The sequence below is a fragment of the Kitasatospora sp. NPDC051914 genome (assembly GCF_040680995.1).
GTDB lineage: Bacteria > Actinomycetota > Actinomycetes > Streptomycetales > Streptomycetaceae > Kitasatospora.
In genome coordinates this window covers 46,338-73,276 of record NZ_JBFAXX010000023.1, presented here as the reverse complement: position 1 = coordinate 73,276, position 26,939 = coordinate 46,338, and the positions used below count along the sequence as shown (strand labels likewise).

Sequence of the window (26,939 nt, the reverse complement as noted above, 5' to 3'; positions counted from 1 at the left end):
CCGGCAATCAGACGCGGTGGGCGAGGGCGCGGCGCAGGTCGTCCAGCTCGTCGGCGAGCTTCCGCCGCAGGGTGGGCGAGAGGTCCGGCTTGGCCAGGCAGGCCTCGGCGGCCTTCACCGTACCCGGCAGCGCGAGGCCGGCCGGGAAGAGCGACTGGCCGAGCACCCTGGCGACCTGTCCGCCGCGTTCCCCCGTGGTCGGCACCTGCTCGAAGTACCGCCGCATGTAGGCCTGCTGGAGGTCGGGCCGGCCGGAGTGCCAGAAGCCTTCGGCGGTCGCGGCCAGCAGGTGGTTGGACAGGGCGTCCGGGGTGAACATCTCCTGCCAGGCCCGTTCCTTGGCGGCCGGGTCGGGCAGCGCGGCCCGGGCCCGGGCGGCGCCCTGTTCGCCGATGTTGCTGGCGTCGGCGGCGAGCTCCTCGGCGATCCGCTGTTCGTCGACCGCCCCGGCGGCGGCCAGCTGCAGCAGGGCGGCCCAGCGGAGGTCGGCGTCGAAGGGGACGCCGCCGGGCAGGTCCCGGCCGTCCAGCCAGCCGGCCAGCTCCGCGAGCCGCTCCTCGCCGGACGCGGTGGCGACGGCGCAGCGGAGGGCGGCGATCCGCAGGCTCTCCCCGGCGTCCGGCCGGGCCAGCACCGCGCGGGCGGTGTCGCCGAGCAGGACGAGCGCGGCGGGCCGCTGCTCCGGCGGCAGGTAGCGGGCGACGACGTGGTCGGCGGCGAACTTGAGCACCGCCTCGACGATGGTCACCGCGGTCTCGGCGGGCAGGTGGTCGGCGACCAGCTGCAGGTAGCCGTCGGCGGGCAGTTCGGCGGAGCGGACCAGGTCGCGGGCGTGCTCCCAGAGCACGGCGCGGGCGAGCTCGTCCTCGATGCGGGAGAGCGAGGCGGCGACCGTGGCGGCGGAGTGCTCGTCCAGGCGGATCAGCGCCCAGGTGAGGTCGCCGTCGTTGGGCAGCAGCAGCGCGGGGCGGGGTGCGCCGGCCAGTTCGGGGATCGCCGTGCGCCCGCCGGGTGCGACGTCCGCGTCCAGCCGCTCGCGCAGCACCACCGCGTCGCCGACCCGGTCGTAGGCGCCGATCCGCACCCGGTGGGGCCGGGTGCCGTCGTTGACCAGGACCACCGAGCGGAGGGTGTCGCCGTCCGCCTCGACCTCCAGGCGCAGGGTGTCGACGCCGCTGGTGCGCAGCCAGGCCTCGGCCCAGCCGGCCACGTCGCGGTCGGTGGCGGCGCCGAGCGCGGACAGGAAGTCGCCGAGGTCGGCGTTGCCCCAGCGGTGTTCGGCGAAGTAGGCGTTGAGGCCGGCGAAGAACGCCTTGTCGCCCAGCCAGTGGACGAGCTGGCGCAGCGCCGAGGCGCCCTTGGCGTAGGAGATGCCGTCGAAGTTGACCAGGGCCTCGGCGACCGAGCCCATGGCGATGGCGGCGACGGGGTGGGTGGAGCCGCGCAGGTCGGCGTCGTAGCCCCAGCCCTTGCGCTTGACCGCGAAGGACGTCCAGGCGCCGGTGAAGCGGGTGGACTCGGCGGCGATCCGGTAGCCGAGCATCTCGGCGAAGGACTCGTTGAGCCACAGGTCGTCCCACCAGGCCATGGTGACCAGGTCGCCGAACCACATGTGCGCCATCTCGTGGCAGACCACCATGGCCCGCATCTCGCGCTGGGCCTCGGTCGGCGCGGAGCGGAACAGCAGTTCGTCGCGGAAGACCACGCAGCCCGGGTTCTCCATCGCGCCCCAGTTGAACTCGGGGACGAAGGCCTGGTCGTACTTCCCGAAGGGGTAGCGCTCGTCGAAGAGGCCGTGCAGCCGGTCGAAGGAGGCCCGGGTGACCTCGAACAGCTCCTCGGCCTCGCGGTCCAGCTCGGCGGCGAGCGAGCGGCGGGCGTACAGGCCGAGCGGGATGCCGTCGTGCTCGGCGTGCACCGCGTGCAGCGGGCCGCCGACCACGGTGATCAGGTAGGTGGAGATCGGGCCGACGGGGGCGATCTCCCAGCGGCCGTCGGGCAGCCGGGAGGAGGTGCCGTTGCCGATGACCGTCCAGTCGTCCGGCGCGGTCACGGTGACGGTGATCGGGGCCTTGAGGTCCGGCTGGTCGAAGCAGGCGAACATCCGGGGGGCCAGGTCGGGGCCGCAGCTGGCGTAGACGTACTCGGCGCCGTCCGCCGGGTCGGCGAAGCGGTGCAGGCCCTCACAGGTGTGCGAGTAGGGCATGTCGGCCTCGACCAGCAGCTCGTTCTCGGCCGCCAGCCCGGGCAGTGCCAGGCGGTTCCCGTCGAGTGCGGCGGGGTCGAGCGGTCTCCCGTTCAGCTCGGCCCCGAGCAGCGCGGCGGGGTCGATGTCCACGAAGGAGTCGCGGCCCGGCTCGGCGCAGCCGAACCGGATCACGGTGGTGCTGCGGAACAGGCGGTCGCCGCGGGTCAGGTCGAGGTCCACGGAGTACGACCGGACATCGAGCAGCTGGGCACGGACGGCGGCCTCGGTACGTTGCAGAGCTGGCATTCCAGCATGCTTTCCCAGCCGGACGGGCACCACAAGCCTGTTCTCTGACAGCAGGAAGCCGCTGACAGCGGGTCACCCGCCGTCGGACGGCGGGGTGCCCTAGGGTGGCCGGGAAGAGAGCCCGGACGCCGCGAGGAGCAAGGAGGAGCACCGTGACCACGGTCCTGACCCAGGGCGGAAACGCCCCACTCAACGCCGCCCGGGTGACGGTGGAGGTGACGGCACCCAAGGCGCTGGACGTCTCCGGCCTGCTGCTGACCGAGGCCGGCAAGGTCCGCTCGGACGACGACTTCGTGTTCTTCAACGCGCCGAACGGCCCCGGGGTGACGCACCGGCCGGCCGCCGCCGGCACGCCCGACGCGATCACCGTGGACACGTCCTCCGTGCCGGCCGGCATCGAGAAGATCGTCGTGACCGCGAGTCTCGACGAGGCCGGTGCCACCTTCGCCGGCACCGAGCCGACCGCCACCGTGCGGGACGCCGCCAGCGGCGAGGTGCTGATCACCTTCACCCCGCCCCGGCTGAGCACCGAGACCGCCCTGGTGGTCGTCGAGGTCTACCGCCGCGGCGGCGCCTGGAAGGTCAGAGCCGTAGGCCAGGGCTACGCCAACGGGCTGGCCGGCATCGCCACCGACTTCGGCGTCTCGGTGGAGGACCCGGGGCCGGCCGCCGCCGCCCCGCCGGTGCCCGCGGCACCGCCCGCCCAGCCGATGCAGAAGCCGGCCGTGCCCCCGCCGCCGGCCGCCCCGCCCGCTCCCCCGGCCGCCGCCCCGTCGATGACGAAGGTGACCCTGGACAAGGGCCGGGTCAGCCTCACCAAGGGCGGCTCGGTCTCGCTGGAGAAGGGCGGCAAGCCCTTCCTGTCCGCCGTCCGGATGGGCCTCGGCTGGGAGCCGGCCGGCCGCGGCCGCAACGTCGACCTGGACGCCTCCTGCATCGCCTTCGACGCGCAGCGCAAGAAGATCGAGACGGCGTGGTTCATGAAGCTGTCGATCTTCAACGGCGCGGTCGCCCACTCCGGTGACAACCTCACCGGCGCCGGCGCGGGCGACGACGAGTCCATCACCGTCCACCTCGACGGCCTGCCGCCCGAGGTCTCCGGCCTGGTCTTCGTCGTCAACTCCTTCTCCGGGCAGAAGTTCACCGACGTCAAGAACGCCTACTGCCGCCTGCTCGACGCCGGCAGCGGCCAGGAGCTGGTGCGCTTCGACCTCACCCACGCCGAGCCGCGGACCGGCGTCGCCATGTGCAAGCTGGTCCGCCAGTTCTCCGGCGAGTGGGTGATGACCGCCCTCGGCGAGTACGTCGACGCCAAGACCGCCCGGGGCATGGTCGACCCCGCCGCCCGCATGCTGTAGCGCGGCACGACGGAGGGGACGGGCGCCCACACGCCCGTCCCCTCCTTGGACCGACCGGCAATCGGGACCCCGATTGCCGGCCCGTCCCACGTCCCCGCGGCAGACGGTGCGATCAGCCGCGGGTGGCCATGGCGCGCAGGAAGAACGCCAGGTTGGCGGGGCGCTCGGCGAGGCGCCGCATGAAGTAGCCGTACCACTCCTGGCCGTACGGCAGGTAGACGCGCATGGTGTTGCCGGCCTCGGCGAGGCGCAGCTGCTCCTCGGGGCGGATGCCGTACAGCATCTGGTACTCGAAGCTGTCGGTGTCGCGCTTGTTCCACTCGGCGAGCTGGCCGGCGATGCGGACCATGCGGGGGTCGTGGCTGGCGACCATCGGGTAGCCCTCGCCGCCCATGAGGATCTTGAGCGCGCGGACGTAGGCGAGGTCGACCTGCTCCTTGCCCTGGAAGGCGACCGACTCGGGCTCCTTGTAGGCGCCCTTGCAGAGGCGGACGCGGGAGCCGGCGTGCGCGAGGTCGCGGCAGTCGGCCTCGGTGCGGCGCAGGTAGGCCTGGAGGACGACGCCGAGCCACGGGAAGTCGGCGCGCAGTTCGCGGGCGATCTCCAGGGTGGAGTCGGTGGTGGTGTGGTCCTCCATGTCGAGGGTCACCGTGGTGCCGGCCGCGGCGGCGGCCTCGCAGATCCGCCTGGCGTTCTCCAGTGCGATCTTCTCGCCGTCCGCGGGGAGGAACTGGCCGACCGCGGAGAGCTTGACCGAGACCTCGGCGTTCGCCGCGAGGCCGGTCTCCTTCAGCGCGGCGAGCAGGTGCTCGTAGGCCTCCGCGGTGCCCGCCGCCTGGGTGGCGTCCAGGGTGTCCTCGCCGAGGTGGTCCAGGGTCACCTTGCGGCCGCTGGCCACGAGTTCGGCGGTGGCGTCGATGCCCTGCTCCAGGAGGTCGCCGGCGACGAAGCGCTTGACGAGGGCCTGGGTGGGCGGGAACTTCTCGACGACGGTCCGCACCTGGGCGGAGCGGGAGGCGGCAAGGAGGGCGGAACGGAGCATCGGTGACTCCTGGGCTTTCTTCACGGGTGGCGGAGAGGACGGGACGGCGGCCACGGGGTGTCGGCCGCCGTCCCGGGGTGCACGGGGAGGTCAGCCCATGTGCGGGTAGCGGTAGTCCGTCGGCGGGACGAACGTCTCCTTGATCGAGCGGGTCGACGTCCAGCGCATCAGGTTCTGCTTGGCGCCGGCCTTGTCGTTGGTGCCGGAGGCGCGGCCGCCGCCGAAGGGCTGCTGGCCGACGACGGCGCCGGTCGGCTTGTCGTTGATGTAGAAGTTGCCGGCGGCCTGGCGCAGCACGTGCATGGCGTGCTGCACGGCCTCGCGGTCCTGGGCGATGATCGAGCCGGTCAGGGCGTACGAGGCGACGGACTCCATCTGCGCGAGCATCTCGTCGTACTTCTCGTCCTGGTAGACGTGCACGGCGAGGATCGGGCCGAAGTACTCGTCGCGGAAGTACTCGCTCGCCGGGTCCTCGCAGACCAGGACGGTCGGGCGGACGAAGTAGCCGACCGAGTCGTCGTACGTGCCGCCGGCCAGGACCTCGACCTTCGGGTCGGCCTTGGCGCGGTCGATCGCGGCCTTGTTCTTCGCGAAGGAGCGGTCGTCGATGACGGCGCCCATGAAGTTGGACAGGTCGGAGACGTCGCCCATGGTGAGCCACTCGACCTCGTCGCGGAAGTCGTCCTTCAGCTCGGCCCACAGGGAGGCCGGGACGTAGGCGCGGGAGAGCGCCGAGCACTTCTGGCCCTGGAACTCGAAGGCGCCGCGGGTCATCGCGGTCTTCAGCACGGCCTTGTCGGCGGACGGGTGGGCGACCAGGAAGTCCTTGCCGCCGGTCTCGCCGACGATCCGCGGGTAGGTGCGGTAGCCGGCGATGTTGGTGCCGACCTCGCGCCACAGGTGCTGGAAGGTGGCGGTGGAGCCGGTGAAGTGGATGCCGGCCAGGGCGGGGTGCTTGAGGGCGACCTCGGAGACGGCCAGGCCGTCGCCGGTGACCATGTTGATGACGCCCTTGGGCAGGCCGGCGGCCTCCAGCAGCTGCATCAGGTAGTGCGCGGCGAACTGCTGGGTGGGGGACGGCTTCCAGATGACCACGTTGCCCATCAGCGCGGGCGCGGTCGGCAGGTTGCCGGCGATCGCGGTGAAGTTGAACGGGGTGATCGCGTAGACGAAGCCCTCCAGCGGGCGGTGGTCGCTGCGGTTCCACACGCCGTCCGAGGAGATCGGCTGCTCGGAGATGATCTGCCGGGCGAAGTGCACGTTGAAGCGCAGGAAGTCGACCAGCTCGCAGGGGGTGTCGATCTCGGCCTGCTGGGCGGTCTTGGACTGGCCGAGCATGGTGGCGGCGGCCAGGGTCTCGCGCCAGGGGCCGGCCAGCAGGTCGGCGGCCTTGAGGAAGATCGCGGCGCGGGAGTCGAAGGAGAGCGCCTGCCACGCCGGGGCGGCGGCGAGGGCGGCCTCGACGGCGTCCTTCGCGTCGTCCCGGGTCGCGTTGCGCAGGGTGCCGAGGCGGGCGGCGTGGTTGTGCGGCTGGACGACGTGGATCTCGTCGCCGCCGCCCATGCGGTGCTCGCCGCCGATGGTCATGGTGAGCTGGAGGGGCTCCTGGCCACCCAGCTCCTTCAGCTTGGCCTCCAGGCGGGCCCGTTCCGGGCTGCCGGGGGCGTAGCTGTGGACCGGCTCGTTCACCGGCGCGGGGACCTGGGTCACAGCATCCATGGCGCGCACGCTCTCCTTCTCGTCATGGGGCCGGCGAGGGTCGCACGTCGGCCATGCGGCAACGCTATGCCGCGGGACGGGGCCACTTGATTGGCCGGGCCGCCAAAGTGCGGCCGATACCCTTGTACGTGTGAACAGACCCGCCGACCGGCCGAAGCCGGCCGCCCCGGTGCCGGCCCCGCCGCTGCGGGCCGCGCCGACGGGCGCCGTCCGGTGACCGCCGCCCCCGGCCTGCCGCTGCGGCAGCTGCTGATGTCGCTCGGCGAGCCGCTGGTCGAGCTGCAGGCCGCCCCCGCCGGCCTGGACGTGCCGGTGCGCGGCGTGGCGATCCTCGACCCGGAGGAGCCGCCCGCGGCCGGCCCCGGCGAACTGGTGCTGGCGATCGGTGTCCGCGGCCGGGCCGCGCTGCCCGTGCTGCGCGAGGCCGGCCGGGCCGGGGCCGCCGCGGTCGCCGTCAAACTGGACGCCCAGGGCCCGGCGGACGCGCTCCGCGAGGCCGCCGCGGAGGCCGGGGTCGCGCTGCTGTCGGTGCGCCCGGAGACCCGCTGGGACCACCTCGACGGGCTCGCCCGGATGCTCGTCGCCGGCCCGGACGCCCCGGAGGCGGCCGACCCCGACGCCGGCGACCTGTTCTCCCTCGCCCAGACGGTCGCGGTGCTCACCCACGGCGTGGTCTCCATCGAGGACACCACCAGCCGGGTCCTCGCCTACTCGCGCTCCTCCGACTCCGACGAGCTGGACGACCTGCGGCGGCTGACCATCCTCGGCTGGCAGGGCCCGGAGCCGTACCTGTCCAAGCTCCGCGAGTGGGGCGTCTTCCAGCACCTGCGCAGCTCCGACGCGGTCATCGAGATCGAGGCCCACCCGGACCTGGGCATCCGCCGCCGGCTGGCGATCGGCATCCGGGCCGGCGCCCAGCCGCTGGGCACCATCTGGGTGCAGGAGAGCGCACAGCCGCTCGCCGAGCAGGCCGAGCAGACGCTGGTCGGCGCGGCCCGGGTCGCCGCCGGACAGCTGGTGCGGCGCCGGCGCGAGCTGTCCGCGGACGTCCGCCTCACCCGCACCCTGCTCACCGGCCTGCTGGAGGGCTCCACCGGGCCGCAGTCGCTCGCCACCCACCTGGGCCTGGGGCTGCACCGCCCGGCGACCGTCCTCGCGTACGCGGCGGACTCCCCCTCCGAGGGCTCCGACCTGGAGCTGACCCGGGCCGAGGTGACCGGCCTGATCTCGGTGCACGCCGCGGCCCGGCACCGCGGCGCACTGCTAGCCCCGATCGAGTCCCGGGTGTACGTGCTGCTGCCCGAGCTGCCGCCCGGCCTGCCCGCGGCGACGCTGCGCGGCTGGGCGCAGGAGGTGGTCGACGCGGCCCGCGAGCACCTGGGGGTGCGGCTGCTGGCGGCGATCGGCTCCACCGTGGAGACGCTGGCCCGGGTGCCCGACTCCCGGGAGCAGGCCGACCGCATCCTGGACGCGATGGCCCGCGGCGGCGTCCCGAACCAGGTCGCGGCGCTCTCCGACGTACAGGCGGAGGTCCTGGTCAGCGAGGTGCTGGCGCTGCTGCAGGACCACACCCACCTGCGCGACGCGCGGCTCACCGCGCTCGCCGATTACGACCGGAAGCACGGCACCCGGCTCGCCGAGTCCGTGCTCGCCTGGCTGGACGCCCTCGGCGAGGTGCGGGTCGCCGCGGACGCCCTGCACATCCACCCCAACACCCTGCGCTACCGGGTCCGCCGCGCCGAACAGCTCACCGGCCTGGACCTCGCCCAGCCGCAGCAGCGGCTGCTGGCGATGCTGCAACTGCGGCTGCCCGCCGAGGACGCCTGACGGGCGTCGACGACGGGCAGCGCGCAGAGGGAGGGTTCACCGGCCCCGCGGGGCGGCGGCGGTCAGTGGCGGCGCAGGCGGTGCCACGGACCGGTGATGGCGAGCATGATGCCCGGATCCTGGATGTTGGCGAACAGCGTCTCGCCGTCGGCGGAGAAGGTGACGCCGGTGAACTCGCTGAACTCCGGCTCCTCCGCGGTGCCGAGGTTGAACTCGTTGCGGGCGATCGGGAAGGTCCGGCCGTCGTCCGTGGTGCCGAACAGGTGCTGCTGGCCCTCGCCGTCCTCGGCGATCACCAGGCCGCCGTGCGGGGAGACGGTGATGTTGTCCGGGCCGTCGTAGTTGCCGTTGTCCGCCCAGACGTCGGAGTTGACGCCGAGCAGCACCTTCAGGGTGACGGTGCGGCGGGCCGGGTTGTAGAACCACACCTGGCCGTCGTGCTGGACGGGGCTCTCCTCACGGGCGTAGCTCGCCACGAAGTAGGTGCCGCCGTCGCCCCACCACATGCCCTCCAGCTTGCGGGAGCGGGTGACCTCGCCGTCCTTGAACTGCTTGCGGACGGAGACCGTCTTCGCGTCGCGGTCCGGCACCTTCACCCAGTCGACGCCGTAGGTGGTGCCGATCTTCGTGGCCCGGGACAGGTCGTCGACCAGCTTGCCGTGCGAGTCGAAGCACTTGAAGGCCTCCAGCACGCCGGCGTCGTCGGCCAGGGTGCGGAGCTTGCCCTTGCCGTGGCAGAAGCCGGTCGGCGGGGTCCAGCGGTACAGCAGGCCGTTCGGACCGGACGCGTCCTCGGTCAGGTAGACGTGGCCGCGCCTGGGGTCGACCACGGCCGCCTCGTGCGGGTAGCGGCCGAAGGCCTTGATCGGCTTCGGGTCGCGGTTGGCGTCCTGGTCGTACGGGTCCACCTCGAAGATGTAGCCGTGGTCCTTGGTCATGCCGTTCTTGCCGGCCTTGTCCTCGGTCTCCTCGCCGGACAGCCAGGTGCCCCACGGGGTGGTGCCGCCCGCGCAGTTGGTGGAGGTACCGGCCAGGCCGACCCACTCGCGGACCTGCCGGCCGCGCTTGGCCACCTCGACCACGGTGCAGCCGCCGGCCGCCGCCGGATCGTAGACGAAGCCCTCCAGCAGCGGCACCGGGTGCGGCCAGTTGCTCCGCCCGCCCTTGAGCTCGTGGTTGTTGACCAACAGGGTGGCGCCGTGCCGGCCCGGGAAGGCCGCCGTGCCGTCGTGGTTGCTCGGCGTCGACTCGCCGGTGACCAGGGTGGTCTTGCCGGTGTGGGTGATGATCCGGTACTTGAAGCCCTTGGGCAGGGCCAGGACGCCCTCCGGGTCCGGCACCAGCGGGCCGTAGCCGAGCGCGGTGTGCGCACCCTTCTCGGCCGGGGCGTCGCCGCCGGCCGGGGCCGCGATCGCGCCGGGCGCGGTGGCCAGCACCTCGGCGCTGCCGGCGATGAGGACACCGGCCCCGAGCATGGTCGAGCGGTTCACGAAGTCCCGGCGGGACAGCGACATGGTCGGTCACTCCTGAGGGTGATGGCGTACGGGGTGGGACGCGCAGCAGACTCGACGCGGCGGGTGAACCGAGCATGAATCAGGCACGGCCTCCCGGTGGTGTTTTGCCGTCCTCATTCGAAGTACGTCCTCAACCGGAGCACCGGCCTCATCCGGAGCACCGGCCCCGTTCCGCCCGCCGGCCGTGCCGGGGCGACCCGAGCGGGCCCTCAGCGGCGCGCGCCCCGCCAGTCCTCCCAGGCCTCCAGCCAGGCCTCCTCCGCCGCGTCCGCGCCGCCCGGGACGCCGCCCGCCCACAGCCTCCCCCAGGCCCGCTGCGCGGCCAGGCTCGGCACCTCGCTGTCGAACGCCGTGTACCGGACGGACTCCGCCACCGCCGCCTCGCCCTCGGCGGTGCCCACCAGCCAGTCCGTGCGCTGCGCCAGCCTGGTCAGCTGGTTGACCATCGCGGACACCGCCTCCACGGCCTCCTCGCGGCTCTCCGAGGCCAGCCGCATCTGCTGCCGCACCGCGGCCTCCCAGCGCTCCGCCCCGGCCTCCCCGCGCAGCCTGCGGGGTATCCGGCCGGTACGGCGCGAGCACAGCTGCGCCTCCATCGCGAACGCCTCGTGGATGCCGTGCTCAACCACGGCGCGGTGCGCCTCCAGCCCGGTGACGGCAGGCAGCTCCCGTTCCTCCACCGGTACGGCGCGCCGCTGCTGACGTTCCGCCAGGCTCAGGGCCAGCGCGGTCCGGCCGCGGACGAAGGGCTCGGCGTCGGTGACGCGGCGCAGCTCGACCCCGGCCGGCGGCAGCCCCCGCGCGATGACGGTGACGGCCACACCGTCCAGGTGCAGCCGCCCGGCCCAGACCGGGGCGCCCCCGGCGTCCCCGGCGCCGGGAGCGTCCGGGCGGCGGTCCTCGTGGATCTGCACCGGGCAGGGCTCGCCGTCGACGGTGATCCAGCCGCGCAGCGCCCTGGTCCGGCCCGGGCCGTCGCCCTCGTCGACCTCCAACTGGTCGTAGACGCGGTCGCGTTCGTCCTCGACGGCGTCCTCCAGCTCCGGCAGCGCCCGCTCGGGACCGGCCGGGTCGGCGGGGCGGTGGGTGCGCACCGAGACGTACGGGCCCTGCAGGCGGCCCCAGTCCCCGGAGCGGAGCTCGACCCAGCCGAGCCGGCCGTCGACGACCTCGTACCCGGCCAGGCTGTCCCGGTCCGCGGCCCCGCGGGAGGGCAGGCCCTCGGCGGCGTACAGCGGGAAGTCCGCACCGGCCAGCACCCGGCGGTCCTGTGCCTCGTGCCCGGCCACCCGGGCCGGGGCGCCCTCGGGGTCGTGGGGCCTGCTCGCGCCCTGCCTCGTCATGCTCGCCGCACCCCCGGGTCCTCGCCGCGCCGTCCGCGGCGCCGCCGGGCCGACCCGACCACCGCACCGCGTCCGCCTACGATACGGGTCGGCGCACCTGGCGGGCCATCAGGGCGCACGACCCGCCGACCGGCCGGGAACACCCGCCGGATGTCGGCGGCGCTGCCTACCCTGAGCCGCATGACTTCGACCACCGACTTCCCGGCCCGCATCAGCATCGTCACCCTCGGCGTCACCGACCTGACCCGCTCCACCGCCTTCTACGAGGCGCTCGGCTGGCGCAGGTCGGCGGCGTCCAGCCCGGAGATCGTCTGGTTCCGCACCGCCGACTCGGTGCTCGGCCTCTTCCCCGCCGAGGAACTGGCCGCGGACGCCGGGGTGCCCGCCACCGGCGAGCCGTCCTTCCGCGGGGTGACCCTGGCCGTCAACCTGGAGTCCCCCGCCAAGGTCGACGCCGCCCTGGCCACCGCCGTCAAGGCCGGCGCCACCGTCGTCAAGCCCCCCACCGCCACCTCCTGGGGCGGCTACTCCGGCTACTTCGAGGACCCGGACGGCCACCTCTGGGAGCTGGCCCACAACCCCTTCTTCCCCTTCACCGAGGACGGCAGCCTCGACCTGCCGTAGGCCCGGGGCCGTACGGTCCGGCGGATGGCGGCGGTCCGGCTCCTCGGCAGGCCGCCGCCCACCCGCTCAGGCGAACTCGCCAGGGTACGGCTCATACTCCTGCAGAACCTCCCGCCAGGGCAGGAGCTGCCGGACCCCTTCCAGGCCGAACCTGCGGGGCCGCTCTCCGACGGCGCCCCGGCAGGCCGCCAGGAGGAAGGCCGCGAACCCCTCCTCGTGCACCGTGAATCCTCCGGACCGCCAGTTGACCACCACCGGCCAGGCATCGCTGTCGGGCCCGGTCACCAGCCAGAGGAAGCTGTTCGCACTGTCATCGGTCCCCCACTGGACGAGGTCTGTCACCGGCCGGCCCGGGTAGCGCAGTTCGTCTTCCTGCTCGGCGGCCTCGCGGTACGTGGCCGTGACGTCCACGATGCTCGGCGAGTACGGCGAGTCGGTGAGCTCCCCGAAGGGACGAGCGATCGCGAAATGGTCGCCGATGTCCCCCGCTCCGTACAGGGCGACGAACTCCACGTAGTCCCCGGGCAGCCGCACACCCAGCGCCGCCTCCGCAGCCGGCACGCCGGCCAGGTCGACCCGCCGGTCCCCCTCGTTGCCGGGGAACGGCGGCAACACAGTGAGCAACTCGGCCAGCGCCGGGGGCAACGGGGAGCCGGAGGTGACTAGCCGTTCCACGGCACGAACTCCTGGCTGGGCTCGTCCCACAGCGAGAGGTCGCTCAGCGGGCACTCGTCCAGTTCACCGGCCAGCACCGCGACCAGGAAAGCGACCATGCCCATCTCGTGGACCAGCCAGCGCTGGTCGCCGCGGCTCCACACGGCGACCGGCCAGCGGTCCGGATCGGGGCCGACAGTGATCCAGCAGAGCACGTCGGCGGCGTCGTCGTACCCCCACCCCACCAGTGCCGACTCGTCGAGACCCGCGGGCAGACCCTCCCGCTTCCGTTGCATCGCTCCACGGGCTTCGAGGGTATGGTCGGCCACGTCCGGAAGGGTCCGGCCCGGCAGGTCCGGTGCGATCGGCAGGACGACGCCGAGGTGGTCGCCGATCGACCCGGCCCCGTACAGCTCGATGAACTCCCGGTAGTCCGAGGGGAACACCGTCCCGAGGGCCGCCTCCGCCGCCTGCCAGTCCACCCGGTCGCCACCACCTGCGGGCACGGGCATCATTCCCCTCAGCCGGGCCATGGGCGTCGGTCTGCTCATGCACATCCTCACTTCTGGCCGATGGGGCGGACGCGATCGGCGCCTGCTACAGGGTGGAGAAGTCCGACCACGGCCGGGCACCGGACGCGTAGTCACAGACTTCCGAGAACGCCGTGAACAACGCTGCGGATCCATTACCGGTCCAGAAGAACCTCCATGGCACGGTCGGGGCGGGCTCAGCATGAAGATGCCCTCGCTCGCCTCGGCGTTGACGGCCACCGGTACCAGCGTCGTCCCCTCGGGGACGCCCTCGTCGAGGTGGACCTCGGTGTCCAACACGATCTGCAGGAATTCCTCGGCCCGCGCCAGCAGGGCGGAGGCCAGCCGATCCCGGCACCCGAGAACCGACATGCCCAGGTAGAAACCCTCCATCCCGTCGGTGAACCCGAGGAATTCGGCGTACCCGGGTTCCACGGGCATGCCGATCTCATCCTCGAGGACCGCGATCTCCTGCCGGGTGGCGGGTGCCCGGAGGCCGGGCCACGGGAGAGCTTCCCTCTCCTGCCCGGCCTCCCGTTCGAGGCGGGAGACGTCGACGAGCCGGACGATCCAGTCGTGCGTCATGGCCGCACAAGCTACCGCCCGGTGCCGACACCGGCCGCCGCCGTTCGGCTCCGGGTCAGCCGTGCCCCTTCTGGGACTTCGCCTTGAAGGCGGCCTTGCGGGCCTCCTTGGCGACCTGGCGGTCGAGGTGGAGTTCGCCGACGGTGTCGAGGACCTGGGCGGTGTAGGGGTGCGGTACCCGCCAGAGTTCGCCGAAGTAGCTGGCCGGGTTGTCGGTGACGGGGAGGCCTGCGACCAGGTCGCGGAGCTGGGCGGCGTCGCCGCGGGTGGTGAGCAGGACGGCGGCGAAGTGGTCGACCGTCCCCCAGAGGACGTCCGCGCGCTCGGGGGCGGGGTAGTCCTTGCCGTGGTTGCGCAGCAGTTCCCGGGCGATCCCGCCGAGTTCGGGGTCGTCGACGAACTCGGCCAGGGCGGTGTCGCCCGGCTCGCCGAGGGAGATCACCGCGGCCATGGTGTACAGCCGCCGCACCGGGCTGTACGCGTCCAGCCCGCGGGAGGCGGCGAGGAGTTCACGGGCGGCCGCCACCGGCTCGCGGCGGGCCAGCCACACCTCGATCTCCCGGTCCGGCATGACGTTGGGCGATTCGGCGAGGCCGCGCAGCAGGGCCGCGGCGTCGCCCTTGGCGAGGTCGCCGATCAGCGGCGCGTCGTACCCGTCGGCGATCAGCCACTCGCGGACGCCGTACTGGCCGAGCGGGGTGAGGCGGACGAGGCCGAAGCGGGCGGCGTCCTCGGCGGTCGCCTCCCGCTCGGGCACGGCGGCCTCGACGGGCTCCTCTTCCTCTTCCTCCTCCTCGAAGAGGTCCGGGTCGATCGGCTTGTGCTCGACGACGCCGAGTTCGGCGAGGTCGGCGAGCATCGGGTCGAGGGCGACCATGATGTCGGTGATCTCGCCGAGCATCTCCTCGTCCGGCTCCTCGCCCTCGGGCACCACGAGGAGGGCGGCGAGCACGCCGAGCGGCACGGTCTCGTCGCCGGGCTCGGCGAAGGCGGTGAGCTCGTAGAGGACCTGCATCGCCTCGTCGAGGAGTTCGGCGGCGGCCTCGCTGGCCTCCTCCACCTCGGCGAGGCCGGTCTCGGCGGCGTCCTCGTCCTCCTCCGTGTCCGGGGTCTCGCCCTCGGTGTCGAGGGAGTCGGTGTCGACGGCGAGCTCGCGGACGATGCCGGCGGCGGTGAGCCACAGGTCGAGGACGATGGCGGGGTCGCCGGCCTCGGCGTCGGCCGCCTCCTCCATGGTGACGGCGACGTGCTCCCCGGCCTGGGTGGTGCCGAGCTCGACCAGGTCGAGGTCGCAGGCGAGCGACCAGGCCCGCAGCACCTCGACCGCGGCCTCCTCGGTCACCTCGCCGTCCTCGGCGGCGAGGCCGAGCAGCCGGGCGGCCGGGGCGCGGTCCTCCTCCACCAGGTCGCCGAACTCGTCGACCACGCGGTGCGGGGCGGACCAGCGGGCCAGCTTCACCGCATGGGCGACCAGCGGGACGGCCATGGCGGCGGCGGCGAGCTCCTCCTCGGGCGGCAGCGCGATCGGCGGGACGAGCACCGCGGTGTCGTCGAGGTCCTCGTCGTCCTCGTCGCGGCCACCCGCCCCGTACAGCTCGGCCAGGTCGTAGTCGGCCGGCAGCAGGCTCTCGGCGGGTGCCGCCTGCGGCCCGGACCGGGCCGGGTGGTCAGGGGTGTTGCGGCGTCGTCCGGCCATCGTTGGCGATCTCCCGTGTGGCTGTGTTCCGGCCAGGGCCTGTCGCGTGTCGGCCCATCCACTCAGCGTATCGGTCGCCGCGCCCCGCCGCCGTGCCCCGGGGCGCGCGCCGCCCCGGGTGTGACGGAAAACCGCCGGTGGACGGGGGTTCGAGCGGGCGGAGGGCCGTGCACGACCGCGTAAACTGCTGCGGGCGCCGTGCACACCCCGCGCGGGCCCCCGGGCAACGAAGCCCCCCTTCCCTCCGCTCCCGGCTCCGGGCCGGAGGGCCAGCATGCCCACCGCTCCCCGGGCTCCGTGCCGCGGCCGCCACCCCTGGCCACGTCGGTCCCGGTGGTGCCTTGCCACAGGAGACCCCTGCCATGGCGGACCTCTCCCCCGCCGGCCCCGGCCTGCGCTCCGCGCAGTTCCCCGGGCGCCGACTGTCGGAGGCCCTGCTCCCCCCGGAACTCGCCCCCCGCGCGCAGCTCCGGCTCTCCGCGATCAGCCGCTGGAACGCGCTGCGCGGCATCCGCATCGGCCTGGTGGCCGGCGCCCTGCTGCTCCTGCTGATCGGCGCCAACCTGGCCACGCCGATCTACCCGCTGCTGCAGCAGCGGCTCGGGCTCACCCCGCTGCACACCACCGTGCTGTTCACGGTGTACGTCTTCGCGATCGTCCCGGTGCTGGCGGTGGTCGGCCACTGGTCGGACCACCTGGGCCGGCGGGCGCTGATCCTGCCGGCGGTGGCGCTCGCCGCGATCGGCGACCTGCTCTTCGCGAACGCGCAGGGGTTCGCCCTGCTGGTGGCCGGCCGGGCCGTGCAGGGTGTCGCGGTGGCCCTGGCGACCGGTGCGGCCGGCGCCGCCCTCGGCGACCTGCTGCCGGACCGCCCCTCGCTGGCCGCGAAGCTGACCCTGGCCTGTTCGGCGGGCGGCGTGGCGGCCGGCCCGGTGGTCGGCGCCGCCCTGTCGACCGGCGCGGACCCGCTGCCGGCGCCCTTCCTGCTGCACGCGCTGGCGCTGCTGGCGCTGTGCGTGCCGCTGGCCGTGGTGCACCCGCGGATGCCCGGCCGGGAGCGCCCGCCGGCCTCGCCGCCGCGCATCACCACCCCGGCCCACCTGCGCCCGCAGCGGCTGCGGCTGCCGCGCCGGGGCCGCCGCACCTTCCTGCTGGCGGCCGGCGCGGGCTTCGTCTCGTACGCGGTGTTCGGGGTGTACCTGTCGCTGGCGCCGGCCTTCGCGGCCCGGCTGCTGCACTCGGACTCGCACCTGACCGGTGCGGTGGTGGCGGCGCTGCTGCTGGGTTCCTCGGCGGCCGCGCAGCTGCTGGTGCCGCCGACCGCGGACCGGCCGGTGATCGCACTGGGTCTGACCGGCCTGGCGGCCGGGCTGGCGCTGGTGGTGGCCGCCGGGTACTCGGGCACCCCGGCGCTGCTGTTCATCGGCAGCGTGCTGGGCGGGGCCTGCCAGGGGGTGGCGTTCCGGTCGCTGTTCACCTCGGCGGTGGCCGCGATGGACCCGGAGCGCCGGGGCAGCGAGATGTCGGCGCTCTGGGTGATCGTCTACCTGGGCAGTTCGCTGCCGATCGTGCTGGTCGGCTGGCTGACCCAGCGCTACGGCCTGCTGCCCGCGGTGAGCGGGTTCGCCGCGGTGGCGGCGGCGGTCTGCATCGGGCTGGCGGGCGCGGTGCTGCTCCCGCGGGGTGCGCGCAGGCCGTAGTAGTCGTCGTCGTCGTAGTCGACGAAGGCCCGGACGCTGCCCGAGACCAGGCCGAGCACCAGGAAGACCACGACCAGCGCCTTGGCGCCGCCGGAGAGGATCAGCGGCCGGGTCGCGGAACGGGCTGCCGCCACCGGCGGCAGCCCGTCGTCGCCGAAGAGCCGCTTGGGGTAGGCGGCGGTGAGCATCAGTACGTAGGCGCTGAAGCGCATCGCGTAGCGCAGGGTGGCGGCGGTCGCGCCGAACAGCGGCTCGGGCATCCGGCCGAGGATCAGCGCGATCAGCCAGATGACGAAGGCGATGGCGTACCAGCCGCTGAGCACCAGGCTCTGCACGATCGCCGCGGGGATCATCAGGATCAGGCGGAAGAACACGGCGAGCCGGTTCAGCTCGCCGGGCCGCAGCTCCACCCGGACGGGGTACTCCTCGGGCCGCCAGGCGAACGGCGGGTAGTCGTCGACCAGCAGCATGGCGGAGGCCCGCACCCGGGTGTCCCAGCCGACGAAGCCGGAGAGGTACTCCTCGATCGGGTCGGGCAGCCGACCGATGAACAGCGCGCCGAACCAGCCGACGATGACGGCCGGGATCGCCAGCACCGACAGCACCCACACCACGATGAACTGCGGGATCAGCAGCAGCCAGCGCAGCAGAATCGTCCACCGGCGCTGCGGTGCGGCCTTGGGGATGTCCAGCTCGGGGAGGAACTCCGTCGGGCCGACGCCCTGGGGGACCTGCCAACTGCCCGTCGTCACGGTGTGCTCCCTGTACGTCGACCGGTGCGGACTGGGGCGTGTCTTACGGATCTTGCCGGGCCCGCGCCCCCCGGGCACGCACCTCGCCGCGTTGTCGTCGATCGCCGATGCTCCGCATCGGCTCCCTCCTCCGCCTTGCGATGCACGCACCCGGACGCCGCAGGCTGATCCGACAAGATCCGTAAGACACGCCCTGGATGACATTCCCGGTCGGCACGGGCGGCGACACCTGCCCGGACCCGTACGGCCCAAAGCCCGGGAGCAGGAACGCCGCCGCCCCCGGCCCTGGTGGGCGGGGGCGGCGGCGTTCACCGCACGGCGGCGCGGGACTCAGACGTTGAAGCCGAGCGCGCGGAGCTGGTCGCGGCCCTCGTCGGTGATCTTGTCCGGGCCCCACGGCGGCATCCAGACCCAGTTGATCCGCAGGTCCTTGACGAGGCCGTCGGTGGCGGTCTTCGCCTGGTCCTCGATGACGTCGGTCAGCGGGCAGGCCGCCGAGGTGAGCGTCATGTCGACGGTCGCCGTGTCGTCCTCGTCGATGTGGATGCCGTAGATCAGGCCGAGGTTGACCACGTCGATGCCGAGCTCGGGGTCGACGACGTCCATCAGGGCCTCGTGGAGGTCCTCGACGGACACCGTGCCGGCGCTGGTGAAGGCGACCGGGGTGTCGGCCTGGGGCTCGGCGGCCTGCTCGGCCGGGGTCTCGGTGTCACTCATGGGAGTCCGTCCGTTTCAGTCGTTGATGGCGGGCTGCTCGCCCAGGGCCTTGGCGGTGGCGTCCTTCCAGGCCATCCAGCTGAGCAGTGCGCACTTGACCCGGGCCGGGTACTTGGAGACGCCGGCGAACGCGACCGCGTCCTCCAGCACCTCCTCGTCGCCCTCGCCCTGGCCCTTGCTCTGCATCAGCTCCAGGAAGGCCTCCTGGACGGCCTGGGCCTCGCCGACGGTCTTGCCGACCACCAGGTCGTTCAGCACCGAGGCGCTGGCCTGGCTGATCGAGCAGCCCTGCGACTCGTAGCTGACGTCCGCCACGGTGGCGCCGTCGAGCTTCACCCGCAGGGTGATCTCGTCGCCGCAGGTCGGGTTGACGTGGTGCACCTCGGCGTCGCCCTCCCGCAGCCCCTTGCCGTGGGGGTTGCGGTAGTGGTCCAGGATGATCTCCTGGTACATCGAGTCGAGCTTCATCCCGTCACCTCAGCCGAAGAAGTTGCGGACGTGGTGCAGACCGTCGATCAGTGCGTCGACCTCGCCCGGCGTCGAGTACAGGTAGAACGACGCCCTGGTGGTCGCCGGAATTCCGTACCGCAGGCAGACCGGCCGCGCGCAGTGGTGGCCGACGCGCACCGCGATGCCCTGCTCGTCGAGCACCTGGCCCACGTCGTGCGGGTGGATGTCGCCGAGCGTGAAGGAGATCGCGGCACCGCGGTCCACGGCCGTGCGCGGGCCGATGATCCGCAGGTCGGGGACGTCCAGCAGGCGCTCGATCGCGTACTCGGTGATCGCGTGCTCGTGCGCGGCGATCTTGTCCATGCCGATGGCCGACAGGTAGTCGACGGCCGCGCCGAGGCCGACCGCCTGGGCGATCGGCGGGGTGCCGGCCTCGAACTTGTGCGGCGCCGGGGCGTAGGTGGACGAGCCCATGGTGACGGTCTCGATCATCTCGCCGCCGCCGAGGAACGGCGGGAGGTCCTCCAGCAGCTCCTGGCGGCCCCACAGCACGCCGATGCCGGTCGGGGCCAGCATCTTGTGGCCGGTGAAGGCGACGAAGTCGGCCTCCAGCGCCTGCACGTCCAGCACCATGTGCGGGGCGGCCTGCGAGGCGTCGATCACGACCAGCGCACCGACCGACTGGGCCTTGCGGACGATGGTCTCGACCGGGTTGAGCGTGCCCAGCAGGTTGGAGACCAGGGTGAAGGAGACCACCTTGGTCTGCTCGGTGATCAGCTCGTCGATGTTCGACAGGTCGAGCCGGCCCTCGTCGGTCAGCCCGAACCACTTCAGCTTCGCGCCGGTGCGCTGCGAGAGCAGCTGCCACGGGACGATGTTGGAGTGGTGCTCCATCTCGGTGATCACGATCTCGGCGTCCGCGTCGACGCGGTAGGGCTCGTCGGCCCAGCCGAGCATGTTGGCGACCAGGTTGAGCGACTCCGAGGCGTTCTTGGTGAAGATCACCTCGTCCCGGCTCGGCGCGTTGACGAAGGCCGCGACCTTGTCGCGGGCGCCCTCGTACAGCGCCGTGGCCTCCTCGGCCAGCACGTGCACACCGCGGTGCACGTTGGCGTTGTGCCGCTCGTAGTACGCGTTCAGCGCCTCCAGCACCTGGCGCGGCTTCTGCGAGGTGGCCGCGTTGTCCAGGTAGACCAGCGGCTTCTCGTCGTGCAGCAGGCGCTGCAGGACGGGGAAGTCCTTGCGGATCGCGTCGGTGTCGAGGAGCCCGGTCAGCGCCGAGCCGGTATGAGTCGTCGTCACTCGGAAGCGCCGCCCTTCACGTAGCTCTCGTAGCCCTCTTCCTCCAGCTTGTCGGCCAGCTCCGCACCGCCGGACTCGACGATGCGGCCTGCCGCGAAGACGTGGACGTGGTCGGGCTTGATGTACCGCAGGATGCGGGTGTAGTGGGTGACCAGCAGGGTGCCGACCTCGCCGGTCGAGCGGACCCGGTTGATGCCCTCGGAGACGATGCGCAGCGCGTCGACGTCGAGGCCGGAGTCGGTCTCGTCGAGGATCGCGATCTTCGGCTTGAGGAGCTCCAGCTGGAGGATCTCGTGCCGCTTCTTCTCACCGCCGGAGAAGCCCTCGTTGACGTTGCGCTCGGCGAAGGACGGGTCCATCTGGAGCGCGGCCATGGCCTCCTTGACCTCCTTCACCCAAGTGCGCAGCTTGGGGGCCTCGCCGCGGATCGCGGTGGCGGCGGTGCGCAGGAAGTTGGAGACGGAGACGCCGGGGACCTCGACCGGGTACTGCATGGCCAGGAAGACGCCCGCGCGGGCCCGCTCGTCGACGGACATCGCCAGCACGTCCTCGCCGTCCAGCAGCACCGAGCCGCCGGTCACGGTGTACTTCGGGTGCCCGGCCAGCGAGTAGGCGAGGGTGGACTTGCCGGAGCCGTTGGGGCCCATGATGGCGTGGGTCTCGCCCTGCTTCACGGTCAGGTCGACGCCGCGGAGGATCTCGCGCGGGCCGGACTCGGCCTCGACGGAGACGTGCAGGTCGCGGATTTCAAGCGTTGCCATGTGTACTCAGGACTCCTGGTTGACGGAGACGAGCACATCGTCCCCTTCGATCTTTACGGGGTAGACGGCGACCGGCTTGGTGGCGGGCAGCCCGGACGGCTTGCCGGTGCGCAGGTCGAAGCTCGATCCGTGCAGCCAGCACTCGATCATGCAGTCGTCGACCTCGCCCTCGGACAGCGAGACGTTGGCGTGCGAGCAGGTGTCGTTGATGGCGAACACGCCCTCGTCGGTGCGGACCACCGAGACCGGGACGCCGTTGAGCTCGACCCGGCGGGGGACGTCCTCGGCCAGGTCGCTCAGCGAGCACGCACGGAGGAAACTCATGCGACGGTCGCTTCCAGCTCGGCCTCGATCTTCTCCATGAGGTGCTCCTGGATCTCGGCGACGCCGATCTGCTGGACGAGTTCGGCGAAGAAGCCGCGGACCACCAGGCGGCGGGCCTCCTCGGCCGGGATGCCGCGGGCCTGCAGGTAGAACAGCTGCTCGTCGTCGAAGCGGCCGGTCGCGGAGGCGTGGCCGGCGCCGACGATCTCGCCGGTCTCGATCTCCAGGTTCGGGATCGAGTCGACCCGGGCGCCGTCGGTGAGCACCAGGTTGCGGTTGTGCTCGTAGGTGTCGGTGCCGACGGCGGCGGCGCGGATCAGCACGTCGCCGACCCAGACCGCGTGCGCGTCCTGGCCCTGCAGGGCGCCCTTGTACACCACGTTGGAGCGGCAGTGCGGGGTGTCGTGGTCGATGACCAGACGGTGCTCCAGGTGCTGGCCGGCGTCGGCGAAGTACAGGCCGAACAGCTCGGCCTCGCCGCCGGGGGCCGCGTAGGTCACCCGGGGGTGGAGGCGGACCAGGTCGCCGCCGAAGGTGACCGCGACGGACTTGAAGGTGGCGTCGCGGCCGACCAGGGCGGTGTGCTGGGCGGCGTGCACCGCGTCGCGCTCCCAGTCCTGGACGGAGACGAAGGTCAGCTTCGCGCCCTCGCCGACGAGCAGCTCGACGTTGGCGGCGCGGGTGCCGGTGCCGGTGTGGTTGATCACCACGACGGCCTCGGCGAACGGCTTGACGTCGACCACCACGTGGGCGAAGCGGACGCCGCCCTCGCCGTGCACGTCGATCTTCACCGGCTCGGTGAGCACCGCCTCCTTGGGGACGGTCACCACCAGGGCCTGCTCGAAGGCGCTGAACGCCTGCGCGGCGACCCGGTCGACCGGCTTGCCGGCGGTGCCCAGGCGGGCGTCGTCGCGGCCGACCGTCTCGGCGGTGACGCCGTCCGGCAGGACCAGCTCCAGCTTGTCCTGGCCGGTGGCGCCCTCGGCGGCGGTGCCGTCGTGCAGGCCGTTCAGGCGGTGCAGCGGGGTGAACCGCCAGTCCTCCTCGCGGCCGTGCGGCACGGGGAAGTCGTTCACGTCGTAGGACGGCTCGACCGAGACGCGGGCGTCGATCGGCTGCTGCACGGCGGTGCTGCGGCCGGTGCCGGGGCCGGCCAGCTGCGCGCCGGCGCCGGCGGTGCCGACCTCGATCGAACCGGCGGTGGTGGCACCGCTAGGGGTGTTGACGTCAGCCATGGCTGTCGTAGTGCTCTCTTCCTGGGAAACGGGACGGACGGGGGCGGCGGGGCGGCGTCAGCCCACCGCACCTTCCATCTGCAGCTCGATCAGCCGGTTGAGCTCCAGCGCGTACTCCATCGGCAGCTCGCGCGCGATCGGCTCGACGAAGCCGCGGACGATCATCGCCATCGCCTCGGTCTCGCCCAGGCCGCGGCTCATCAGGTAGAAGAGCTGGTCCTCGCTGACCTTGGAGACCGTCGCCTCGTGGCCCATGGAGACGTCGTCCTCGCGGACGTCGACGTAGGGGTAGGTGTCGGAGCGGGAGATGGTGTCGACCAGCAGCGCGTCGCAGAGCACGTTGGACTTGGCGCCGTGCGAGCCCTCGCCGATCTCGATCAGGCCGCGGTACGAGGTGCGGCCGCCGCCGCGGGCCACCGACTTGGAGACGATGGACGACGAGGTGTTCGGCGCCATGTGCACCATCTTGGCGCCGGCGTCCTGGTGCTGGCCCTCGCCGGCGAAGGCGATGGACAGGGTCTCGCCCTTGGCGTGCTCGCCCATCAGGTAGACGGCCGGGTACTTCATGGTGACCTTGGAGCCGATGTTGCCGTCGACCCACTCCATGGTCGCGCCCTCGTACGCCACGGCGCGCTTGGTGACCAGGTTGTAGACGTTGTTCGACCAGTTCTGGATGGTCGTGTAGCGGCAGCGGCCGCCCTTCTTGACGATGATCTCGACGACCGCGGAGTGCAGCGAGTCCGAGGAGTAGATCGGCGCGGTGCAGCCCTCGACGTAGTGGACGTAGGCGTCCTCGTCGACGATGATCAGCGTCCGCTCGAACTGGCCCATGTTCTCGGTGTTGATCCGGAAGTAGGCCTGCAGCGGGATGTCGACGTGCACGCCCTTCGGCACGTAGATGAACGAGCCGCCGGACCACACCGCGGTGTTCAGCGCGGCGAACTTGTTGTCACCCGCGGGGATGACGGTGCCGAAGTACTCCTTGAAGAGCTCCGGGTGCTCCCTCAGGGCGGTGTCGGTGTCCAGGAAGATGACGCCCTGCTGCTCCAGGTCCTCGCGGATCTGGTGGTAGACGACCTCGGACTCGTACTGGGCGGCGACACCGGCGACCAGGCGCTGCTTCTCCGCCTCCGGGATGCCCAGCTTGTCGTACGTCGCCTTGATGTCGGCGGGCAGGTCCTCCCAGGACTCGGCCTGCTTCTCGGTGGAGCGCACGAAGTACTTGATGTTGTCGAAGTCGATGCCCGACAGGTCGGAGCCCCAGGTCGGCATGGGCTTCTTGCCGAAGAGCTTCAGGCCCTTGAGACGCAGGTTGAGCATCCACTCGGACTCGTTCTTCTTCGCCGAGATGTCGCGCACGACCTCCTCGCTGAGACCGCGCTTGGCGACCGCGCCGGCCTCGTCGGAGTCGGCCCAGCCGTACTCGTAGGTGCCCAGGCCCTCGAGCTCGGGGTGTGCGATGTCAGTCATGCGAATTTCCTCCGCGCGGACGAGCCGTTTCATTGGGGGACGTACCGGCAGTCGGCACGGCACCGGGCGCCCGCTCGGCGGACGACGGTGCGGCACCGGATGCCGGCACATAGGTGGTGCAGACCCCGTCGCCGTGGGCGATCGTGGCCAGCCGTTGCACATGGGTGCCCAGGAGCTGCGAGAAGACCTCGGTCTCGGCCTCGCAGAGCTGCGGGAACTGCTCGGCGATGTGCGCGACCGGGCAGTGGTGCTGGCAGAGCTGGGCGCCCGCCGGGGCTTTCGCCGCCGCGGCGGAGGGCACGCGCCGCACCGTCGCAGCGTACCCGTCGGCGCTCAGCGCCTCGGCCAGCGCCTCGGCACGGTGGCCGGCCGCGGCCTGTTCCAGGCTGCTCAGGTACTTCTGGCCCTGCTTGGCGAAGCGGGCCCGGGCGAAGGCGGCGACCGCCTCCTCGCCCGCCTTGCCGCCGCCCACCGACTCCGAGATCCAGCGCAGGGCGTCGGCGGCGATCTGGTCGTACGCCTGGTAGAAGGCGTCCCGGCCGGATTCGGTGAGGGCGAACACCTTCGCCGGACGGCCGCGGCCGCGGCTGCCGTACACGCGCTGCTCACGGGACTCGACCAGGCCGGAGGCGGCCAGCGAGTCGAGGTGGCGGCGGACCGCCGCAGCGGTCAGGCCGAGGCGGCTGGCCAGGTCGGCGGCCGAGGACGGACCGTGGTCGAGGATCGAGCGGGCGACCCGGTCCCGGGTCGCCCGATGGCCCTCCAGCAGGACCTCCGCCGCCGTCGCGGGCACGGCGCAGCCGGGGGCCGTCTCGGCCGCCCCGTCCTGTGCTGAGCGCTCGCGCATGTTTTTCACAACACCATTGTTGCGTAATTCGTTCCGGCGGAACAAGCCGTGATCCACGCCTCAGCGGTGTCCTCAATCACGCAGGTAAGGCTTACCTGACCTGCGCCGACGGGGTCGACGGCCCGGTGTCCGGGGCCCGGTGGGCCGCCTCTTACACTCGCCGGTATGCGACTCGAACCCGCCGTAGAGGTGGCCGGGCTGGTCAAACGGTACGGCGAGAAGACGGCCGTCGACGGCCTCGACCTCACCATCGCCCGCGGCACCGTCACCGCCGTGCTCGGCCCGAACGGCGCCGGCAAGACCACCACGATCGAGACCTGCGAGGGCTACCGCCGCGCCGACGCCGGCACCGTCCGGGTGCTCGGCCTCGACCCGGTCGCCGACGCCGCGGCACTGCGCCCGCAGATCGGCGTCATGCTCCAGGCCGGCGGCGTCTACCCGGGCGCCCGCGCCGTCGAGATGCTGCAGCACACCGCGAAGCTGTACGCCGACCCGCTGGACGTCCCCGACCTGGTCGAGCGCCTCGGCCTCGGCTCCTGCGGGCGCACCGCCTACCGCCGGCTCTCCGGCGGCCAGCAGCAGCGGCTCGCCCTCGCCATGGCCGTGGTCGGCCGCCCCGAGCTGGTCTTCCTGGACGAGCCCACCGCCGGCCTGGACCCGCAGGCCCGCCGCGCCACCTGGGAGCTGGTCCGCGAGCTGCGCCGCGACGGCGTGACCGTGGTCGCCACCACCCACCACATGGACGAGGCCGAGGAGCTCGCCGACGAGGTCGCCATCGTCGACCACGGCAGGGTCGTCGCCACCGGCACACCCGAGGAGCTGTGCCGCGCCGAGGCCGGGGTGCGCTTCGGCGCGCCCGGCGGGCTCGACCTGGCCGGCCTGCGGGCCGTGCTGCCGGCCGGCGCGGTCGCCGTCGAGCACGCCCCCGGCGCGTACCGGGTGGACGCCCCGGTCGACCCGCAGCTGCTCGCCGCCGTCACCGCCTGGTGCGCGGAGGCCGGCGTGATGCCGGAGGGGCTGGCCGTCGGGCGGCGCAGCCTGGAGGACGTCTTCCTGGAGCTGACCGGACGGGAGCTGCGCTCGTGACCGACTACTCGCCGCGGCCGGGCGCCGCCCCGGTCGGCCGGATGCTGCTGGCGCAGACCGCGCTGGAGACCCGGATGCTGCTGCGCAACGGCGAGCAGCTGCTGCTGACCGTGATCATCCCGACCGTGCTGCTGGTGCTGTTCAGCGCCGTGGACATCGTCGCCGCGGACGGCCCCGGCAAGCGGGTCGACTTCCTGGCGCCCGGGCTGCTGGCGCTGGCCGTGATGTCCACCGCCTTCACCGGGCAGGCCATCGCCACCGGGTTCGAACGCCGCTACGGCGTGCTGAAGCGGCTCGGCGCCACCCCGCTGCCGCGCTGGGCGCTACTCACCGCGAAGACCGGCTGCGTGCTGGTCACCGAGGTGCTGCAGGTGGCGCTGCTGACGGTGATCGCGCTGGCGCTCGGCTGGTCGCCGCAGGGCAGCCCGCTGACCGTGGCGGGGCTGCTGGTGCTCGGCACCGCGGCCTTCTCGGGCCTCGGCCTGCTGATGGCGGGCACGCTGAAGGCTGAGGCCACCCTGGCCGCGGCGAACCTGGTGTTCGTCCTGCTGCTGCTGGTCGGCGGTGTGGTCGTGCCGCTGTCGCGCTTCCCGGAGGCCGTCCGGCCGGTGCTGGAGCTGCTGCCGATCAGCGCCCTGTCGGACGGGCTGCGCTCGGTGCTGCAGTACGGCGCCGGGGTGCCCTGGTCGGACCTCGGTGTGCTGGCCGTCTGGTCGGTGCTGGGGCTGGCCGCGGCGGCGCGGTTCTTCCGCTGGGAGTGACCCCCGGCGCGCCGGTGCCCCCGTACCTTCCGGGTACGGGGGCACCGGTGCGTCCGGGGCCGGTCGGGCGCGGCGGCGTCGCACGGCGAGGACGATGCCGCCGCCCTCGGCGGTCTGCGTCTTGTCGTCCAGGACGTACTTCCCCGCG

At 72.9% G+C, this 26,939-nt stretch carries 23 protein-coding genes; 6 read left to right on the top strand and 17 right to left on the bottom strand.

The annotated features are described in order from the left end of the window. Positions 1-7 precede the first annotated feature (7 nt). Complete coding sequence (pepN, locus tag AB0M03_RS17250) at positions 8-2,494, bottom strand: aminopeptidase N (RefSeq protein WP_363492357.1); 2,487 nt, start codon at positions 2,492-2,494, stop codon at positions 8-10. A 164-nt stretch (positions 2,495-2,658) separates the two neighbouring features. Between pepN and AB0M03_RS17245 the strand changes: the two genes are divergently transcribed. Beyond that, complete coding sequence (locus AB0M03_RS17245) at positions 2,659-3,852, top strand: TerD family protein (RefSeq protein WP_363492407.1); 1,194 nt, start codon at positions 2,659-2,661, stop codon at positions 3,850-3,852. A 112-nt stretch (positions 3,853-3,964) separates the two neighbouring features. Here the strand turns inward: AB0M03_RS17245 and AB0M03_RS17240 are convergent, their stop codons facing one another. Together AB0M03_RS17240 and pruA are read right to left on the bottom strand one after the other, a co-directional pair. Next, entirely contained in the window at positions 3,965-4,894 is a 930-nt protein-coding gene (locus tag AB0M03_RS17240) for a proline dehydrogenase family protein (protein ID WP_363492356.1), read from the bottom strand. Between the two features lie 90 nt (positions 4,895-4,984). Then, the gene (gene pruA / locus AB0M03_RS17235; protein ID WP_363492355.1) at positions 4,985-6,613 is read right to left on the bottom strand and encodes an L-glutamate gamma-semialdehyde dehydrogenase; all 1,629 of its coding nucleotides are present in this window, start codon (positions 6,611-6,613) and stop codon (positions 4,985-4,987) included. Positions 6,614-6,826: 213 nt separating this feature from the next. Here pruA and AB0M03_RS17230 point away from each other — a divergent pair, with 213 nt between their 5' ends. Further along, positions 6,827-8,440, top strand: coding sequence for a helix-turn-helix domain-containing protein (locus AB0M03_RS17230; protein ID WP_363492354.1), 1,614 nt, complete (start codon positions 6,827-6,829; stop codon positions 8,438-8,440). A gap of 62 nt (positions 8,441-8,502) precedes the next feature. Here the strand turns inward: AB0M03_RS17230 and AB0M03_RS17225 are convergent, their stop codons facing one another. Both AB0M03_RS17225 and AB0M03_RS17220 read right to left on the bottom strand, forming a co-directional pair. Beyond that, entirely contained in the window at positions 8,503-9,954 is a 1,452-nt protein-coding gene (locus AB0M03_RS17225; RefSeq protein ID WP_363492353.1) for an alkaline phosphatase PhoX, read from the bottom strand. A gap of 209 nt (positions 9,955-10,163) precedes the next feature. Continuing rightward, positions 10,164-11,297, bottom strand: coding sequence for a hypothetical protein (locus AB0M03_RS17220; RefSeq protein ID WP_363492352.1), 1,134 nt, complete (start codon positions 11,295-11,297; stop codon positions 10,164-10,166). Positions 11,298-11,477: 180 nt separating this feature from the next. Here AB0M03_RS17220 and AB0M03_RS17215 point away from each other — a divergent pair, with 180 nt between their 5' ends. After that, positions 11,478-11,921 (top strand): VOC family protein, encoded by a 444-nt coding sequence (locus tag AB0M03_RS17215; RefSeq protein ID WP_363492351.1) that lies wholly within the window; start codon positions 11,478-11,480, stop codon positions 11,919-11,921. A 66-nt stretch (positions 11,922-11,987) separates the two neighbouring features. Here the strand turns inward: AB0M03_RS17215 and AB0M03_RS17210 are convergent, their stop codons facing one another. The 3 genes from AB0M03_RS17210 to AB0M03_RS17200 all read right to left on the bottom strand — a co-directional run bounded on the left by AB0M03_RS17210 (position 11,988) and on the right by AB0M03_RS17200 (position 15,386). Further along, on the bottom strand, positions 11,988-12,596 hold the full coding sequence (locus AB0M03_RS17210) for an SMI1/KNR4 family protein (RefSeq protein ID WP_363492349.1): 609 nt from the start codon (positions 12,594-12,596) through the stop codon (positions 11,988-11,990). Further along, entirely contained in the window at positions 12,584-13,126 is a 543-nt protein-coding gene (locus tag AB0M03_RS17205) for an SMI1/KNR4 family protein (RefSeq protein WP_363492348.1), read from the bottom strand. Before AB0M03_RS17205 ends, AB0M03_RS17210 begins: the two co-directional genes overlap by 13 nt. A 619-nt stretch (positions 13,127-13,745) precedes the next feature. Beyond that, positions 13,746-15,386: a hypothetical protein gene (locus tag AB0M03_RS17200; protein ID WP_363492347.1), complete on the bottom strand. Its 1,641-nt coding sequence runs from the start codon at positions 15,384-15,386 to the stop codon at positions 13,746-13,748. Between the two features lie 362 nt (positions 15,387-15,748). Here AB0M03_RS17200 and AB0M03_RS17195 point away from each other — a divergent pair, with 362 nt between their 5' ends. Next, positions 15,749-17,086, top strand: coding sequence for an MFS transporter (locus AB0M03_RS17195; protein ID WP_363492346.1), 1,338 nt, complete (start codon positions 15,749-15,751; stop codon positions 17,084-17,086). On the opposite strand, the gene AB0M03_RS17190 is transcribed toward AB0M03_RS17195, so the two are convergent. The 9 genes from AB0M03_RS17190 to AB0M03_RS17150 form a co-directional block, all read right to left on the bottom strand. Then, positions 16,981-17,838, bottom strand: a complete 858-nt coding sequence (locus AB0M03_RS17190) for a DUF4389 domain-containing protein (protein ID WP_363492345.1) — start codon at positions 17,836-17,838, stop codon at positions 16,981-16,983. The two genes, AB0M03_RS17195 and AB0M03_RS17190, sit on opposite strands and share 106 nt — an antisense overlap. A gap of 330 nt (positions 17,839-18,168) precedes the next feature. After that, positions 18,169-18,555, bottom strand: a complete 387-nt coding sequence (locus AB0M03_RS17185; RefSeq protein ID WP_363492343.1) for a metal-sulfur cluster assembly factor — start codon at positions 18,553-18,555, stop codon at positions 18,169-18,171. A 15-nt stretch (positions 18,556-18,570) separates the two neighbouring features. Beyond that, positions 18,571-19,023 carry a Fe-S cluster assembly sulfur transfer protein SufU gene (gene sufU, locus AB0M03_RS17180; protein ID WP_359980863.1) on the bottom strand — a complete coding sequence of 151 codons (453 nt, stop codon included), beginning with the start codon at positions 19,021-19,023 and terminating at the stop codon, positions 18,571-18,573. 9 nt (positions 19,024-19,032) lie between these two features. After that, positions 19,033-20,307: a cysteine desulfurase gene (locus tag AB0M03_RS17175; protein ID WP_363492342.1), complete on the bottom strand. Its 1,275-nt coding sequence runs from the start codon at positions 20,305-20,307 to the stop codon at positions 19,033-19,035. Continuing rightward, positions 20,304-21,068, bottom strand: coding sequence for a Fe-S cluster assembly ATPase SufC (gene sufC / locus AB0M03_RS17170; protein ID WP_363492341.1), 765 nt, complete (start codon positions 21,066-21,068; stop codon positions 20,304-20,306). The genes AB0M03_RS17175 and sufC overlap by 4 nt, the downstream gene beginning before the upstream one ends. A gap of 6 nt (positions 21,069-21,074) precedes the next feature. After that, positions 21,075-21,392 carry a bifunctional 3-phenylpropionate/cinnamic acid dioxygenase ferredoxin subunit gene (locus AB0M03_RS17165; protein ID WP_363492340.1) on the bottom strand — a complete coding sequence of 106 codons (318 nt, stop codon included), beginning with the start codon at positions 21,390-21,392 and terminating at the stop codon, positions 21,075-21,077. Next, positions 21,389-22,627, bottom strand: coding sequence for a Fe-S cluster assembly protein SufD (gene sufD / locus AB0M03_RS17160; RefSeq protein ID WP_363492339.1), 1,239 nt, complete (start codon positions 22,625-22,627; stop codon positions 21,389-21,391). Before sufD ends, AB0M03_RS17165 begins: the two co-directional genes overlap by 4 nt. 57 nt (positions 22,628-22,684) lie before the next feature. Next, a complete protein-coding gene (sufB, locus tag AB0M03_RS17155; protein ID WP_363492338.1) occupies positions 22,685-24,097 on the bottom strand; it encodes a Fe-S cluster assembly protein SufB in 1,413 nt (470 codons plus the stop codon). Then, positions 24,090-24,944 (bottom strand): MarR family transcriptional regulator, encoded by an 855-nt coding sequence (locus tag AB0M03_RS17150; RefSeq protein WP_363492336.1) that lies wholly within the window; start codon positions 24,942-24,944, stop codon positions 24,090-24,092. The genes sufB and AB0M03_RS17150 overlap by 8 nt, the downstream gene beginning before the upstream one ends. A 165-nt stretch (positions 24,945-25,109) precedes the next feature. On the opposite strand from AB0M03_RS17150, the gene AB0M03_RS17145 reads away from it, so the two are divergent. Next, entirely contained in the window at positions 25,110-26,030 is a 921-nt protein-coding gene (locus AB0M03_RS17145; protein ID WP_363492335.1) for an ABC transporter ATP-binding protein, read from the top strand. Positions 26,031-26,071: 41 nt separating this feature from the next. Beyond that, positions 26,072-26,791 carry an ABC transporter permease gene (locus tag AB0M03_RS17140; RefSeq protein WP_363492406.1) on the top strand — a complete coding sequence of 240 codons (720 nt, stop codon included), beginning with the start codon at positions 26,072-26,074 and terminating at the stop codon, positions 26,789-26,791. Positions 26,792-26,939: the final 148 nt, after the last annotated feature.